This window comes from Streptomyces sp. RFCAC02, assembly GCF_004193175.1.
Lineage (GTDB): Bacteria > Actinomycetota > Actinomycetes > Streptomycetales > Streptomycetaceae > Streptomyces.
In genome coordinates this window covers 3,222,279-3,236,744 of sequence record NZ_SAUH01000001.1, presented here as the reverse complement: position 1 = coordinate 3,236,744, position 14,466 = coordinate 3,222,279, and the positions used below count along the sequence as shown (strand labels likewise).

The 14,466-nt window shown below is 68.8% G+C and carries 15 protein-coding genes and 1 pseudogene; 6 read left to right on the top strand and 10 right to left on the bottom strand.

Features of this window, described 5'->3' with window-relative positions; all coding sequences use genetic code 11:
* Positions 1–95: 95 nt before the first annotated feature.
* The 3 genes from EMA09_RS15160 (at position 96) to EMA09_RS15150 (ending at position 1,772) form a co-directional block, all read left to right on the top strand.
* Positions 96–533, top strand: coding sequence for a phage holin family protein (locus EMA09_RS15160; RefSeq protein WP_129841565.1), 438 nt, complete (start codon positions 96–98; stop codon positions 531–533).
* The gene (locus EMA09_RS15155) at positions 530–1,468 is read left to right on the top strand and encodes an alpha/beta hydrolase (RefSeq protein ID WP_129841564.1); all 939 of its coding nucleotides are present in this window, start codon (positions 530–532) and stop codon (positions 1,466–1,468) included. The genes EMA09_RS15160 and EMA09_RS15155 overlap by 4 nt, the downstream gene beginning before the upstream one ends.
* A gap of 118 nt (positions 1,469–1,586) precedes the next feature.
* Positions 1,587–1,772, top strand: coding sequence for a hypothetical protein (locus tag EMA09_RS15150; protein WP_129841563.1), 186 nt, complete (start codon positions 1,587–1,589; stop codon positions 1,770–1,772).
* Positions 1,773–1,806: 34 nt separating this feature from the next.
* Here EMA09_RS15150 and EMA09_RS15145 read toward each other — a convergent pair whose 3' ends face one another.
* The 3 genes from EMA09_RS15145 to nth are packed head-to-tail and all read right to left on the bottom strand — an operon-like array spanning position 1,807 to position 4,491.
* Positions 1,807–3,009: a MarP family serine protease gene (locus EMA09_RS15145; protein WP_129841562.1), complete on the bottom strand. Its 1,203-nt coding sequence runs from the start codon at positions 3,007–3,009 to the stop codon at positions 1,807–1,809.
* Between the two features lie 13 nt (positions 3,010–3,022).
* On the bottom strand, positions 3,023–3,718 hold the full coding sequence (locus EMA09_RS15140) for a CoA pyrophosphatase (RefSeq protein WP_129841561.1): 696 nt from the start codon (positions 3,716–3,718) through the stop codon (positions 3,023–3,025).
* Between the two features lie 26 nt (positions 3,719–3,744).
* Positions 3,745–4,491: an endonuclease III gene (nth, locus tag EMA09_RS15135; RefSeq protein ID WP_240796671.1), complete on the bottom strand. Its 747-nt coding sequence runs from the start codon at positions 4,489–4,491 to the stop codon at positions 3,745–3,747.
* A gap of 331 nt (positions 4,492–4,822) precedes the next feature.
* Between nth and EMA09_RS15130 the strand changes: the two genes are divergently transcribed.
* Positions 4,823–5,497 (top strand): Crp/Fnr family transcriptional regulator, encoded by a 675-nt coding sequence (locus EMA09_RS15130; protein WP_129841559.1) that lies wholly within the window; start codon positions 4,823–4,825, stop codon positions 5,495–5,497.
* Between the two features lie 54 nt (positions 5,498–5,551).
* Here the strand turns inward: EMA09_RS15130 and EMA09_RS15125 are convergent, their stop codons facing one another.
* The 7 genes from EMA09_RS15125 to EMA09_RS15095 form a co-directional block, all read right to left on the bottom strand.
* Positions 5,552–6,067 carry a DUF664 domain-containing protein gene (locus EMA09_RS15125; protein WP_129841558.1) on the bottom strand — a complete coding sequence of 172 codons (516 nt, stop codon included), beginning with the start codon at positions 6,065–6,067 and terminating at the stop codon, positions 5,552–5,554.
* A gap of 8 nt (positions 6,068–6,075) precedes the next feature.
* Complete coding sequence (locus EMA09_RS15120) at positions 6,076–6,924, bottom strand: MBL fold metallo-hydrolase (RefSeq protein WP_129841557.1); 849 nt, start codon at positions 6,922–6,924, stop codon at positions 6,076–6,078.
* A complete protein-coding gene (locus EMA09_RS15115) occupies positions 6,921–7,694 on the bottom strand; it encodes an NUDIX domain-containing protein (RefSeq protein ID WP_129841556.1) in 774 nt (257 codons plus the stop codon). Before EMA09_RS15115 ends, EMA09_RS15120 begins: the two co-directional genes overlap by 4 nt.
* 482 nt (positions 7,695–8,176) lie before the next feature.
* Positions 8,177–9,139, bottom strand: coding sequence for a reverse transcriptase family protein (locus tag EMA09_RS15110; RefSeq protein ID WP_129841555.1), 963 nt, complete (start codon positions 9,137–9,139; stop codon positions 8,177–8,179).
* A 126-nt stretch (positions 9,140–9,265) separates the two neighbouring features.
* Entirely contained in the window at positions 9,266–10,006 is a 741-nt protein-coding gene (locus EMA09_RS15105; RefSeq protein ID WP_129841554.1) for a hypothetical protein, read from the bottom strand.
* Between the two features lie 100 nt (positions 10,007–10,106).
* Complete coding sequence (locus EMA09_RS15100) at positions 10,107–11,057, bottom strand: abortive infection family protein (protein ID WP_240796406.1); 951 nt, start codon at positions 11,055–11,057, stop codon at positions 10,107–10,109.
* A 97-nt stretch (positions 11,058–11,154) separates the two neighbouring features.
* Entirely contained in the window at positions 11,155–11,958 is an 804-nt protein-coding gene (locus EMA09_RS15095; RefSeq protein WP_129841553.1) for an aminoglycoside phosphotransferase, read from the bottom strand.
* 1 nt (position 11,959) lies between these two features.
* Between EMA09_RS15095 and EMA09_RS15090 the strand changes: the two are divergent.
* Together EMA09_RS15090 and EMA09_RS15085 are read left to right on the top strand one after the other, a co-directional pair.
* Positions 11,960–13,319 (top strand): annotated as a pseudogene (locus EMA09_RS15090) (LacI family DNA-binding transcriptional regulator); the annotation flags it as partial.
* 119 nt (positions 13,320–13,438) lie between these two features.
* A complete protein-coding gene (locus tag EMA09_RS15085; RefSeq protein ID WP_129841552.1) occupies positions 13,439–14,326 on the top strand; it encodes an HNH endonuclease signature motif containing protein in 888 nt (295 codons plus the stop codon).
* Positions 14,327–14,466 lie beyond the last annotated feature (140 nt).

Here is a 14,466-nt window from a genome sequence, read left to right as displayed (position 1 = left end):
TCAGGAACTGACGCGTCACCAGCGCGCCGTTACTGTCGGACTGCACCGGCGACGCGACGACCACCGCCACCGGGAGACGAAAGAAGGAGACCGCGATGACCGCAGCCGACGACGGGCGCAGCCTCGGGGAGCTGATCTCCTCGGCCACCGCCGAGCTGTCCGGCCTGGTGCACGACGAGATCGCGCTGGCCAAGGCGGAGATGCGGCAGGACGCCAAGAAGGCGGCGCTCGGCAGCGCGGCGGGCATGTTCGGCGCGGTGCTCGCGCTGTTCGCGATGCCGATGTTCAGTTTCGCGCTGGCCTTCTGGCTGCGGAACTGGTGGGACGTCCCGCTGGCCATCGCCTGCACGATCGTCGGCGGGCTGTACGTGGTGATCGCCGCGATCCTGTTCGGCCTCGCCAAGGCCAAGTTCGGCCGCATCTCGCCACCCGAACGGTCGATCAGGTCCGCCAAGGAGTCAGCCGCCGTACTGTCGAACGTCAAGCCGCATCCGCGTGACGTCCCCTCGGACGCGTCAGGCTCGGCCACATGACCCCTGCCGCCGACCAGTCCGGCGCCCGGTCCGCGGCCGTCCTCCTGGACGGGCCGTGGACCCATCGCGACGTCGCCGCCAACGGCGCCCGGTTCCACATCGCCGAGATGGGGGACGGGCCGCTCGTCCTGCTGGTGCACGGGTTCCCGCAGTTCTGGTGGACGTGGCGGCATCAGCTTCCCGCGCTCGCCGAGGCCGGCTTCCGGGCCGTGGCGATGGACCTGCGCGGCGTCGGCGGGAGCGACCGCACGCCCCGGGGCTACGACCCGGCCAACCTGGCGCTGGACCTGACGGGCGTCATCCGTTCCCTCGGCGAGCCGGACGCCGCCGTCGTCGGGCACGACCTCGGCGGCTACCTCGCGTGGACCGCCGCCGTGATGCGCCCGAAGCTGGTGCGGCGGCTCGCCGTGGCCTCGATGCCGCACCCGCGGAGCTGGCGCTCCGCCCTGCTGCGCGACCCGCGGCAGACGGCGGCGAGCGCGTACGTGTGGGGGTTCCAGCGCCCCTGGCTGCCGGAGCGCAAGCTCGTCGCGGACGACGCGCGGACCGTGGGGCGGCTCCTCGACGAGTGGTCGGGGCCGCGCGGGCTCGATCCGGCCGCGGTGGAGGTGTACCGGCGGGCGATGACGATCCCGTCGACCGCGCACTGCGCCATCGAGCCGTACCGCTGGCTGGTCCGGTCGATCGCCCGCCCCGACGGCGTCCAGTTCAACCGGCGGATGAAGCGGCCGGTCCTCGCGCCCACGCTGCATCTGCACGGGTCGCTCGACCCGGTGCTGCGTGCCCGCAGCGCGGCCGGGTCGGTGGAGTACGTCGAGGCGCCGTACCGGTGGCGGCTGTTCGACGGGCTCGGGCACTTCCCGCACGAGGAGGACCCGGCCGCGTTCACCACCGAGCTGATCGACTGGCTGCGTGACCCCGAGCCGGACCGCTGACCCGCCCCGCGCGGTGGCGCCCGGCGGGGCGCGCCCCGGCGCACGTGCCGTCGGCATAGTCCGGGCGACTTCGCTCCTGGAAGGTTACTGACCTTGGAGGCCGGGCAGGGAGCTGAGTATGGGCTGGACGCACGACTACCGTGACGTGGCACGTGACCGCAGCGGCAACGGCGCCGCCGCCCCGGCGCACAGCGCCGTGCGGCATCTCGACGGTTCGCTGCACGATCCCCGGATCGGCTTCCCCGACATCCTCCGCCGCCGCGCGCGCTGGGTGAGCGCGCGCCTGCGGCACCCCCGCACCTGACGGACGGCGGGGCGAGTGCCCCGCGTCCGCCTTCTCACATCGCGCAGGACCCGCTGTCCACGGGCTCGTCGGCGGCGCGGCCCCGCGTGGCCAGTTCCCGCACCTCGTCGGCGGTGAGGGCGTACCCGGTGTGCTCGTCGTCGAGCGACTTCGCGAAGACCACGCCGAACACCTCGCCGTCCGGCGTGAGCAGCGGGCCGCCCGAGTTCCCCGGCCGCACGGTCGTGTGGAGCGAGTACACGTCGCGGTGGACGGTGCCGCGCCGGTAGATGTCGGGTCCGGTGGCCGGGAAGCGCTCCCGCACACGGGCGGCGCGGACGTCGTACGGGCCGCTCTCCGGGAAGCCGGCGATGATCGCGTCGTCCCCCGAGACGGCGTCGCCCTCGCTGAACTCCAGCGCGGGCGCCCGCAGCCCCGGCACGTCGAGGACGGCGACGTCCCGCTCCCAGTCGTACAGCACGACGGTGGCCGTGTAGAGCCGCCCCTCGCCGCCGACCTGGACGGTGGGCTCGTCGACGCCGCCGACGACGTGCGCGTTCGTCATGACCCGCTCGCGGGCGAAGACGAAGCCGCTGCCCTCCAGCATCTTCCCGCAGGACGCCGCGGTGCCGACGACCTTCACCACCGAGGCCCGCGCGTCCCGCGCCGTCTCGCCGCGCGCCAGCTCCGGGTCGGGCGGCGGTACGTGCCGGATGACCTCGCCGCCGCCGAACGGGGCGAAGACCTGGGGGAAACCGTTCTGCGCGAGGATGTCGCCGAAGCCGGCGAACCACGAGTCGGCCCGCTCCGGCACCACCCGCGACACGCCGAGCAGCACCCGTGAGTCCCGCACCTCACGGCCGACCGTGGGCAGCGTCGTCATGGCCAGGGCGGACCCCAGCAGCCAGGCCACGAGCAGCATGGCCAGGACGTTGACGAGGGCGCCGCCCGTCGCGTCGACGGCGCGGGCGGGGGACCAGGTGATGCGGCCGCGCAGGCGGTTCCCCCAGTGGGTGGTCAGCGCCTGACCGGCCGAGGCGCACACCAGGACGACGACCACCGCGACCACGATCCCCGCCTCGCCCGGCCGCGCCCCGTCACTCACCTCGCGCCACACCACCGGCAGCGCCGAGACCGCGAGCAGCCCGCCGCCCACGAACCCGCTGACCGACAGGACACCGACGACGAACCCCTGCCGGTAGCCCATCACCGCGAACCAGACGGCGGCGAGCAGCAGCAGGACGTCGAGCACATTCATGTGCGCAACGGTCTCACGCGCCGTGGTCGAGAGGTAGCTCGCGGTCGTGGTCCCAGGGGCGCTCCCAGCCGGCGAAGTGCAGGATCCGGTCGATCACGCCGGCCGTGAACCCCCACACGAGCGTCCCGCCGACCTCGAAACACGGCCCGCGGTACCCGCTGGGGTGAACCGCCGTCCCGCGCCTGCGCCGGTCCGCCAGGTGGCTGACCGGGACGGTGAAGACCCGCGCCGTCTCCGCCGGGTCCATCGGCGCGACGGGCGACGGCTCGCGCCACCAGGCGAGGACCGGCGTGACGACGAAGTCGCTGACCGGGATGTACAGCCGCGGCAGCGTCGCGAAGACATGGACGCCCGCCGGGTCGAGGCCGGTCTCCTCCTGCGCCTCGCGCAGCGCGGCGCGCAGCGGCCCCTCACCGTCCGGGTCGCCGTCGGCCGGATCGAGCCCCCCGCCGGGGAACGAGGGCTGCCCCGCGTGGGCGCGCAGGCTGGTGGCCCGCTCCAGGAGCAGCAGCTCGGGTCCCTGCGCGCCCTCGCCGAGCAGGACGAGGACGGCGGAGGGCCGGCCGCCGGTCGGGGGCGGCAGCCAGCGGCTGAGCTGGCGCGGCCGGATCGTGCGGGCCGCGTCCGCCAGGGGCCGGAGCCACGGGGGCAGCACGCCGTGGTCCGCGGGGTCCGTACCGGTGTCGGTGTCGTGCGCGCTGCTGGTCATGGGCTCCTCGGCGGTCGGGGCTGCGGTCAGTTCGCGGGGGCGGGCGCGGCGGGCGTGCCGGGATAGTCCGGCGGCGGCTTCAGGCGCTGCCCCGGCTTGCCGCCCATCTCGTACTTGAGGAGCTTCCGCGCCTTCTCCGGGTCCGTCTCGCCCTCACCGAACGACGGGCACAGGTGGGCGACCGGACAGGCGCCGCACGCCGGCCTGCGGCTGTGGCAGATGCGGCGGCCGTGGAAGATCACCCGGTGCGAGAGCATCGTCCACTCCTTCTTCGGGAAGATCTCCGCCACCTCCGCCTCGATCTTCTCCGGGTCGGTCTGCTCGGTCCATTTCCAGCGGCGCACGAGCCGCTGGAAGTGCGTGTCCACGGTGATCCCCGGGCGGCCGAACGCGTTCCCGAGGACGACGTGCGCCGTCTTGCGGCCCACGCCCGGCAGGGTGACGAGGTCCTCGATGCGGCCGGGGACCTCGCTGTCGTACCGGTCGCGCAGGGCCGTGGCGATGCCGAGGAGCGCCTTGGCCTTGCTCCGGAAGAACCCGGTCGGACGGATCAGCTCCTCCAGTTCCGCCGGGTCGGCGACGGCCAGGTCCTCGGGGGTGGGGTAGGCGGCGAAGAGGGCGGGAGTGGTCTGGTTGACCCGCAGGTCGGTCGTCTGGGCCGACAGGACGGTGGCGATCAGGAGCTGGAAGGAGTTCTCGAAATCGAGCTCCGGATGCGCGTAGTAGTACGTCTCGGCGAGGACGCGGTTGATCCGGCGGGCGCGGCGGACCATCGCGAGCCTGCTCTCCGGGCGCGCCGCGCCACCCGTACCGGCGCGTTCGCTGTCGGCGGAATCCTGGCGTGCGTTCACCCGGCCGGCCTCTCCTTCTCGTGCGTCTCGCGGCGTGCCCGCCGGGCAACCGCACGGACCCGTACGGGCCGTTGGGCACCCGGCCAGCGTAGACGGCGGCACCGACATCCGCCCGGTTCCCGGCCGTATCGGCCCCCGAGGGGTGCCCTGCCGTGGGAAGGGCAGCCGTAGTACGTCAAACTTGTGACTGATAGCACTGCCGAGGCGTCCGGCATCATGGGGGACGTCACCCGGCCGACAAGGAGAAGAACTCGTGGACGACGTTCTGCGGCGCGCCCCGCTCTTCGCGGCGCTCGACGACGAGCAGGCCGCTGAGCTGCGCGCTTCCATGACCGAGGTCACCCTGGCCCGCGGCGACACCCTCTTCCATGAGGGCGACCCGGGCGACCGCCTCTACGTCGTCACCGACGGCAAGGTCAAGCTGCACCGGACCTCGCCCGACGGCCGCGAGAACATGCTGGCCGTCCTCGGTCCCGGCGAGCTGATCGGCGAGCTGTCCCTCTTCGACCCGGGGCCGCGCACCGCCACCGCCACCGCCGTCACCGAGGTCAGGCTCCTCGGCCTCGGCCACAGCGACCTCCAGCCCTGGCTGAGCGCCCGCCCCGAGGTGGCCGCGGCGCTGCTGCGGGCCGTGGCGCGCCGGCTCCGCCGGACGAACGACCAGATGTCCGACCTCGTCTTCTCCGACGTGCCGGGCCGTGTCGCGCGGGCGCTGCTCGACCTCTCGCGCCGCTTCGGCGTGCAGTCCGACGAGGGCATCCACGTCGTCCACGACCTCACCCAGGAGGAGCTGGCCCAGCTCGTCGGCGCCTCCCGGGAGACGGTCAACAAGGCGCTGGCCGACTTCGCCGCCCGCGGCTGGCTGCGGCTCGAGGCCCGCGCCGTGATCCTGCTCGACATCGAGCGGCTGGCCCGCCGCTCCCGCTGACGGCGGTCCGACCCCCGGCCGCCGCGCCGGGGGTCCCGCGCGTTCCCGCCCTGGTCAGCGGCGGCGCAGCAGCACGCCCCGCACGAACGCGGCCTGCCCCACGTGCTGCGTGTCGTCGTTCACGACGCTCACCAGCCGCACGCCCAGCGTGACGTGCGGCGTCCACGAGGTGTCGACCACCCGGGACAGATCCTCGTCCGCCAGGCCCCCGAGGTACGCCACGGTCCGCCCGTGCACCTCGTCGTGATAGCCGGCGAGCAGTTCGGGGGCGATCCCGCGCACGGCCGCCACGTCCTCGCTCGTATGGCCGTACCCGATGTCCCCGGCGGGGAACGGCAGCCCGAACCGGCCGTCCCAGTCCTCCTTCGTCCAGATCTGGTCGTGTCCTGCCACGCCCGCGACGTGGTCGTCCTGGACGCGGGTGAGGTGCCAGACCAGCCAGGCGATCGAGTTGGCCGCCGGGTCGAGACGCGCGGTCAGCTCCTCCTGCGTGAGACCGTCCAGCACTTCGTGGACGGACTCGCGGACCCGGTCGTAGGCGTCGATGAGCAGTTCGGTGCTCGCGGTCATGACGTGGCTCACTCCTCGCTGGTCGGTCGTACGAGTCCATGCTCGCGCAGGTAGGTGAGCTGGGCGCGCACGGTCAGCTCGGCGGCGGGGCGGACGGCCGGGTCCACGTCGGCGTAGACGCGGGCGACGATCGCCGCCGGGGTGCGCAGACCGTTCTCCACGGCCGTCTCGACCTGCGCGAGCCGATTCGCGCGGTGCACCAGGTAGTAGTCGACGGCCGCCTGCGCGTCGTGGAGCACGGGGCCGTGGCCCGGCAGCACGGTGCGGACGCCGTCGTCGGTGGTGAGGGAGCGGAGGCGGCGCAGCGAGTCCAGGTAGTCGCCGAGCCTGCCGTCCGGATGGGCGACGACAGTCGTGCCCCTGCCGAGCACGGTGTCGCCCGTCAGCACGGCGGCGTCGGCGGGGAGGTGGAACGACAGCGAGTCGTCCGTGTGGCCGGGGGTGGGGACGACGCGCAGTTCGAGCCCGTCGACGGTGAGGACCTGGCCTGCCGTCAGCCCCTCGTCGCCGAGGCGCAGCTCCGGGTCGAGCGCCAGGACGGGGCTTCCGGTCAGCTCGGCGAAGCGGGCGGCGCCGGCGGCGTGGTCGGCGTGGCGGTGCGTCAGCAGGGTGTACGCCACGCGGCGGCCGGCCCGTTCCACAGTGGCGGCGACGTGCCGCAGGTGGGTCTCGTCCAGCGGCCCCGGATCGACGACGACGGCGCGGCGGGCGCCGGGCTCGGCGAGGATCCAGGTGTTCGTGCCGTCCAGCGTCATGGGGGACGGGTTCGGCGCGAGGACGAGGAAGGAACGTTTCCCCACGGGTCCGGTCGCGACCGTGGCCGCGGGGCGGCCGGGCGGCGGGTCGATGTCGGTCATGGCCGTGGCTCCCTCGGTGCTGCGGGCAGTCGTCCCCCGAAGTCCTCGTACCCCGGCCAGGACACCACCACGTCCCCGCCCTCCACCGCGGCGCGCGCCATCACCGGGCCGGGCACCGGTGCGGCGGCCGCGGCGGCCCGTACGTCCTCGGCGCGGCCGCCGGCCTCCGCGTACGGCAGGAGCGCGCGGAGGGTCGCGACGGTCGGCGGCAGCATGCCGTACGCGAGCGCGTCGGCGGGCCGGAGCCACGCGGTGCGGTCCGCCTCGGTCGACGCGTTGCGGCACCGCTGACCGGGCGGCAGCGCGGCGACGAAGAACCAGGTGTCGTACCGGCGTGCCTCCCACTCCGGCGTGACCCACCGCGCCCACGGCGCGAGCAGACCGGTGCGCGCCGTGAGGCCGTGGTGCTCGAGGAAGGCGTCGAACGCCGGCGGGCCGCCGGGTCCCGGCACCTCCGTCACGACGCCGTCGCCGCCGGCGGGTCCGGCGAGCAGCACACCGGCCTCCTCGTACGTCTCCCGCACGGCTGCGTGCGCCGGCGACGCGTCACCCGGCTCGACGGCACCGCCCGGGTAGGCGTACATCCCGGCCGCGAACGCCATCGTCGCGCGCCGCCGCAGCATGAAGACCTCGATCCCGTCCGCGCCGTCCCGCAGCAGCAGCACGGTCGCCGCGGGCCGGGCCGGCACGGGCGCCAGCTCCCCCCGCAGGAACGCCCGGACACGCACCGGCCAGTGAGCGGGAAACCGCCCGGCACCACTTCGTCCCATGCCCGGATGCTACGCGCGGACCATAACCACCGGCCCCGCACCATCCGAGTCATGCCACCGCCATACCGACACGCCCGAGGATCTCCAGCTCCCGGCCCCTTGAGTCCGCCTACCGGGACTTCGCCACGAGCCGCGGGCATTGCGCAGGCCGGGTAATGCCTTCGGCAGCAAGTGGAAGAAGGGGGAGGGGCGGCGGGGGCCGTAGCGGTTGCCGTACTCCGCTGCCGTGCCGAATGCCAGAAGGCACCTACTCACGTGAGTAGGTGCCTTCTGATATGTGTCGGGGTGGCGGGATTTGAACCCACGACCTCTTCGTCCCGAATGAGGTTCGACCATGATCCCCATCTTTGCCGTCTTTAGATGTGCAGGTCAGGGTGTTGTTCTGAGGTGGTGTGGCGGGGCTTCAGCGGGCCTCAAGAGGAAGATCATCTCCCAGGATTCTCCCAGAAGTGGGCTGCCCGTCCACAGAGTGTCTGGGCGCCTTAGGGCAGGTCGTATAGACCCTCTTCATCTTCTTCCAGATCCTCTTCATCAACCAGTTCATCGAACGCTCGCAGTAGTGGGTAACCCACGTCTGGCTCGACTGCGGCGATATAGCATGCCCAGCCCAACAGGCGACGCCGAAACATCTCATCGCCCTCGCCGCCGAACTCTGTCATATAGGCGGCGTAACCGAATTTCGATATCACGTGCAAGATCCATCGCATCTTGCGCTTCACCCTACGTGGAATCCGCGGCCCGTCCGATTCTCCGACATACAAACCGGTAACGTATTGCGGACCGCCGCGGCGCATGAAGACGGTCTTGCGCGTGTTTATCGACCAGCCAGCGTCGTCGAGAATACGAGCGATATCTACTGAGTGGCGGTTAGTGACATCTCCAGAGAATGTCAGATCGTCCACGTAGCGCGTAAAAGAAAGACCCTCCGACCGTGCATACTCAGCGAGGGAGCGGTCCGTGCTCAGGAAAGCCAAATTAGACAAGAGGGGCGACGTACTCAGCCCGATTGGCAGCTTGCCACCGATAGTAACAAGATTGACGGCAAGTTCCGCAGCCTTCTCTTCGTAGCCTTGCTCTCGCAACAAATCCCGTATCGTTGCGGCACCAATGGACGGAAAGAAGTCCTCAAGATCCATGCGCAAGACGCACCTCTTTGCAAGGTGCTGACTGGCATTGCTGATCGTGGAACGTCCGCGAACGAACCCGTGAACATGGCCGGGAGCTTCATACGAGAATCGGCTCGTAAAGCTTCGATGCAGATTCTTGCTAATGGTATTGAATGGCGACTTCAGCTCGAATACTTCTCGTATCCCGCCGTGCTTCTTGCGATGCCTCCGCTGGACATAGAAGATCCCTTCACCTGCAGGAAGATGTGCGGATAGCCATTCCAGATCCTTGACCGACAGGAAGGCTTGCTCCGCCAGGTGATCAACCGAAAAAGCCACTGGTCCCCCTGCGGTGGCACGTCAAAGAGGTAGGGCCACACTCCCGTGCAAGGACTATCATGCAACGCACGCGAACTCGCGCACAACGTTGACCGCAGCCCCACCTCGGCGGGATTGTATCACACATCAATGAAGTGGGTCCTTTCGACTGGAAATGCGGCCGTGCTCGAACGAATAGAGTATAGAAATGGACGGCTCAACCTCGCGGAATCCCCTGTAAGGCCGGCCTTTCGGATCCAAGGTGCGGCCGGCTTGGAGCCATCTACTTACGGCTGCCATGACATAGTCGATGATGGCGGTAGACATGTAATCGCGCTTGGCGACCATTGCGAGCTTCAATTTTGGCAGCGGTGCTGTTTTGCCGATTGTTTTGTGGGCCTGCTTGGTGACGATATTAGGTAGTCGGCCAATGATCGACGTCATCTCTTCGCTCTGTTCTATGTAGCAAAGCAGCTCAGATTCATTGCGATGTCGGACCAAAAGATCACTCAACAACTTTATATACATGAACTCGATTCGCTCGGATTCCGTGCCGCCAGGGACGCGCGTTCGATCAGTGACGAGCATGTACGTCTTGAAGAAGGTGGCCCGCATCAGTTCTAGAAATGGAACAGAAACCTCTACCGGATCGTTCGAACTGTGAAAGCCATCCTTGCGGAATTCTTCGAAACTACCAAATCCGGTCAAGCTACTCCTTGCGTCTAGGCGTTTGTGCAAATCACGGATTCTCACCTCAATATCTTCTGCATCTTCACCCAGTTCAACCGCGCCGACAATTAACGGCTGGGAGGCGTTTCCGTTTCCTGACTCGTCCATAAAAATTTTCACTAAATAGCCTTTCGTGTGGCCTGCCTCAGCGCCAGCCAAGCTATCCGCACCATCGCGCTTCGAGGGGTAACGGCGTCCACCAGGCCATGCTCGGCGTTTCCCGGTCTCACAACCTAAACTTCACCGGATAACCCACACCCTATACGGGGCTGCCTGCGAATTGCATTGCGGAGCAAGTTTGCAAGGTTCTGCAGGCGAGACGGTATCTGTGGGGATGGAGCGATTTAGACCTTGGCCTTGCGCCACGGTGCGGTGGGGTGGGGTCCGACAGGGTGTCGAGGATCAGCTCGCACCAGGTGACGGCAGCGTTGACCGTGAGTCGGGCGTGGCGCACTCCAAGCCCGGACGGTGCGCTCGCCTGGCCGTGACCGCTGCCGAAGCCCTGGTTGCGTAGTTCGGCGACCCCGACGGCGATGTTCACCGAGCCCGAAAGGATCTTCTTCACGGCCTTGCTGCCGTCCGGTCCGTCAGGTGCCGAGCCGGCGTCAAGCTTCAGCGCTTTCTGGACAGTGCTGATCAGAGCGGGAAGTGCGGCGTTCTTGTCGACGTCGATGCCGAGTTCGTTGAGAGCCGTCTTCGCGGTCGCCTCGATGAGCTGCTTGGCTGAGCCAATGGCACCGTGGGGATCTGTGGTGAGATCTCTGCGGATACGCTCCAGCTCGATCGTGATGCCTGAGGCGTCGCTCAGGCCGCTCAGATCACGGACCAGCACCGGCGGGTTGGACCAAGAGATCCTGCCCTCCCGATCGAGAGCGAAGCCGTCCGGTTCCAGGCGCACCCTGATGTCGTCCAACCACTTCGGTGTGCCCTGATCGCCCGGGTCGCGGTACGCGCGAATAAAGTCCTCGAAGACCAGGAGCGCACGCCGCACCTGGTTAGGGTCTGACCAGTCGACACCTTCCGCGTAGAGCATGAACTCGGTTCGACGCTGGCCCGAGTCCTGGTACTTCAGCTCGTCTGGAGGGACGGGAGCGAACCCGTGGTCTTCCCACAGCTCGGCCACGATGCGAATGGTCAGGTCCGTGGCCAGAGAGCGAAAGGCATTGCGGGTCGCGGGGCTCACCAGATCCCGCCGTGCGGTGACGGTCATAGTCTGAAGATACGAGCAGACGCTGGCGCCCGTCTCGGTCTTTTCGCAGCGGGACGTCTGTCGCTGACGAACATCGCCCCCTCTGCTGTTACTGGGCCTACGCCCCTCTGTGGAGTACGAGCCTGAATGCAGCGGCCCGCTTGGCCATCCCCTGCTTCCACGGCGTTGGATCCTCCTCGGCGATCTCCCGCCACAGCACCGCAGATGCGGAACCGAATGCCGTCAGTGCCTCCGGATCGGTGTTCCGCCACGACGGGAAGCGGCCTGCGAACATGATCGCGTCCTCCGCCGGGTGGCCGGCGTCCATGAGCCTCAGCGCCAAGGCGCCTGGATCGATCCACGCCGCACCGCGCGTTGGCCACGCCCAGTCGATGAGGCGAGCCCGCCCGTCGGCGATCAGGTCGTTGTGCGGTGCGAAGTCGGTATGCAGCAGGGTGTTGCCACTGAAGTGCTGGAGCGTTCCGGGCGGAGCGTAATCCGCCCAGCGGTCCACCGCGTCCTTGATCTCGATGTCGGCCGGAGCGGTGACCCGTTGCAGTTCGGTGAGCGCGGCTTCTACGAGCACCAAGTCGGCTGAGCCGGGCCTGTAGTCGGCGTGGCGACCGCTCAGGACCTCGTATCCGAGAAGGCTCCATCTACCGACTTCCAGGTGCCAGTACAGGTGGGGACACGACGTGGGCAGGTGGGGAGCGATCTCCGCCTCGCGGCGCTGTGCTGCGACCTGCGGATGATCACTCGCGATGCCCTTCACGAAAACGCTGCCGCTCTCGGTCTCCAGGACGGAGGCGACACCGGAGTTCATGCCGCCGGTCATGGTCACTGCCTGATGCACGGCGCCGGTCTTGTCGGTGACAGCTTGGCGGACGTCGGCGGGGAGCTGATCGAAGGGAATGCGAGACATCCGGCGCGGGCAGTGGCGCGACCCGGGCCTCGGTCAGGAGACCTTCGGCGAGTACGCAAGCCGCTGGTACGAGGCCCAGGACCTGGCCGCCTCGACCATGCAAAACTACAAGCGCCACATCGAGGAGCACCTGCTCCCCGACTTCGAGGACAAGGCGCTCGCCGGCATCTTGCGCACGGACGTCGCCGCCTGGGAGAAGAAGGGGAAGGCCGTGTACGCGGCCTCCAGCGTCAAGACCTGGCGCTCGACCTCCACCTGATCTTCGAGGACGCGATCGACGAGGGCCTGATCACCTCCAACCCGGCCGCCAGGCGGCGAGGGCGTGGCAAGCGCGCCGGCCGCTCGCGGGACCGCGGTCCGGAGAAGGTCGTCACCGACACCCTCGGCATCCTCCTGACCGCCGAGCGAGCGGCCCTGCTGTCTGGCCGCGACGACGAGTTCGTCGCCGTGGTCCTCAAGGGCTACACCGGAAAGCGCTGGGGCGAAATCGTCGGCCTGGAAACGGAGCTCGTTCGGCCCGGCGTGTCCCGTGTCGAGTGGCAGCTGTACGAGTTGGACACCGGTGAGCTGGTGCGCTGTCCGCCGAAGGACGAAAGCTACCGCAACATCGACTCGATGGGCTGGCTATCGTCCCTGGTCTTCGACCACATCGCCCATACGAAGCCGACGCCGTGTCCCTGTCACGGAGGACGTACGTCTTCCGGGGCCAGGGGGCAGCGCGTACCGGTGGGCACCAGGGCGCGAAGCTGGTCGATGTCGCGCGGCTGGCGGGCGTCTCCACGGGGACGGTCTCCAACGTCCTCAACCGACCCGACCGGGTCGCCGAGGCCACCCGAGTGCGGGTCGAGAAGGCCATCGCCGACCTCGGATTCGTACGGGGCGGCACAGTGTCGGAGCACGCAGCCCACTGGCGCAGGAACGGCTTCGCCACCTGGCTGTTCACCCCGGCGGCCTCCGGCTGGTACCCGAAGAAGGCACCGCAGGAGGCCCGCCCCGTGCCCATCCTCGGCGAGCGGTGGCCCGGCGTCCCCGCACGAGGGCGGGGCGCCACCGCTCGCGCCGATGCCTGCTGGCTCCCGATCGCCAAGGGCCTCACACCCCACGGCCTCCGTCACACCCACCGGACGTTGATGGAGCACCTGGGCGCCGAGAAGGTGCTCATGGACGAGCGCATGGGCCACCTCGACGGTTCGGTCTCCGCGCGCTACGCCCACGTCACACCCGGCATGCGAGAACGCCTCAAGCTCGGCCTGACCCAGCAGTGGGAGGCAGCACTCGACGCCCGTCTGGCCCTGTGCCCAAGATCCCCTGTGGGTGTGCTCAACGACCTCCTTCGCACGCGCGCGGCCGCCTTCCGGTAGCCCCACGGTGCCCCACGACACTGTTGTGGGGCACCGTCGCATTCCCCGTTCTTAGCGCACTGCGATGTGCTGAAGCGTTTGACCGGTCGAAGCGATAAGGACCGCCTATCGTCGGTCGCGTGAGTGACTTCAGCCCTGGTGCCCCGCTGTGCAAGCTGCTCTTCGGCCGTGCGACGAGCTGTGCATACCCCGATTGCCCAGAGCCCTTGGTCGAGGAGCATCGAGGACTGCTGAGCATCAACGTGGAGGTGGCTCACATCCGCGCGGAGAAGGCTGGAGGGCCGCGATTCGATTTGAACTTTACCGAGGTCAACAGTGAGCCGAACTTGGTGCTTCTGTGTCACAAGCATCACAAGTGGGTGGACCGCCACCCGGACGCCTACCCCACCGAAGAACTGCTGGCCTGGAAGGAATGTCAGGCTACCCAGAGCCGTGGTGGCGGCCTGAGCGCAGACCAACTCAATCAGGTCGTAAAGGCGTTCACGACGCCGCAGGCTGAGGCGGAAGCGGTCGGCATTATCAGCGCCGGAGGCGAGAACATTGTATCCAAGATCGAACACCTCCCGGAGCTGAAGCTCCTGAACGCCGACACTGAAGCGCGCTACCTCGGCGTGCGCATCACCAACGTGGGAGCGATCGGATTCGGGGTCGATGCCGTCGGCTATGAGATCGATATCCACGGGCCAGCCCCGCTGGTCTATGGATTTCCCGCCGAGCACATCCGCCACCGGCCGCCGAGGCGCCTGGAGCCGCAGGCGAACACGGTCTGGCTCATCGACCATGATGTGCTTTGTAACGGAATCCGACTCGTGATGCAGACGGTGAGGGTATACGTCCCTGTGCGGTTTCGTGCGTTCTGCCACCTCGGATCCGGAGGTCGAGTGCTCGGGCCGTGGGTGTCCGCGCTACACCTCCCCATCTGGAAGGACCACATCTCTCAGGAGTGGCTGGACGGCTTCGCGGAGCGAGCGGAGCAGACGCGCGCGAAACTTCGGCCAAAACAGTGATTTCGCAGATCTGTTCCAACCAGAGCTGACCGTCACCACCCGGGACCCCGGTACCGGCAGCAGCCCGGTGAGGGCGGAGTGGCCGAGGCGGTTGGTGTCGAGCAGCAGTTCGATCTTCGGAATCTTGAATCTGATCCACT